Below are 1,061 nucleotides of genomic sequence, written 5' to 3' on the forward strand. Positions count from 1 at the left end.
GCGGGGTTCTGTTTGCGGATCTCGATCATCCGGCGGGTCCAGTGCAGCAGGGAGGACGGCGAGGACATCGACGCCTCCACGTTGGTGACCTGGTAGCCGTAGACCGGGTCCATGATCGTGGGCAGGTAGAGGCGGCCCGGGTCGCAGGAGGAGAAGCCCGCGTTGCGGTCCGGGGTCCACTGCATCGGGGTGCGCACCGCGTCGCGGTCACCGAGCCAGATGTTGTCACCCATACCGATCTCGTCGCCGTAGTAGAGGATCGGCGAGCCGGGCAGGGACAGCAGCAGCGCGGTGAACAGCTCGATCTGGTTGCGGTCGTTGTCCAGCAGCGGGGCCAGCCGGCGCCGGATACCGATGTTGGCGCGCATCCGGGGGTCCTTGGCGTACTCGGCCCACATGTAGTCGCGTTCCTCGTCGGTGACCATCTCCAGGGTCAGCTCGTCGTGGTTGCGCAGGAAGATGCCCCACTGGCAGTTCGAGGGGATCGCCGGGGTCTTGGCCAGGATCTCGGAGACCGGGTAACGCGACTCCCGGCGCACCGCCATGAAGATGCGCGGCATGACCGGGAAGTGGAAGGCCATGTGGCACTCGTCGCCGCCGCTGTCGAAGTCGCCGAAGTAGTCGACGACGTCCTCGGGCCACTGGTTGGCCTCCGCCAGCACCACCGTGTCCGGGTACTGCGCGTCGATCTCCTTGCGCACCCGCTTGAGGAACTCGTGCGTGGCCGGAAGGTTCTCGCAGTTGGTGCCCTCCTGCTGATACAGATAGGGCACCGCGTCGAGGCGGAAGCCGTCGATGCCCAGGTCCAGCCAGAACCTCAGCGCGGAGATCATCTCCTCCTGCACGGCCGGGTTCTCGTAGTTCAGATCCGGCTGGTGGGAGAAGAACCGGTGCCAGAAGTACTGCTTGCGCACCGGATCGAAGGTCCAGTTGGAGGCCTCGGTGTCGACGAAGATGATCCGCGCGTCCTGGAACTGCTTGTCGTCGTCGGCCCACACGTAGTAGTCGCCGTAGGGGCCCTCGGGATCGGCACGGGACTGCTGGAACCACGGATGCTGGTC

1 protein-coding gene is annotated in these 1,061 nt (G+C 65.9%); it reads right to left on the reverse strand.

The window, feature by feature from the left end:
• On the reverse strand, nt 1-1,061 hold a 1,061-nt coding region (treS, locus tag ACFY2Z_RS41720), incomplete at both ends, for a maltose alpha-D-glucosyltransferase (protein ID WP_390749210.1).

Source organism: Streptomyces sp. NPDC001222 (assembly GCF_042896945.1).
Classification (GTDB): domain Bacteria; phylum Actinomycetota; class Actinomycetes; order Streptomycetales; family Streptomycetaceae; genus Streptomyces; species Streptomyces gibsoniae.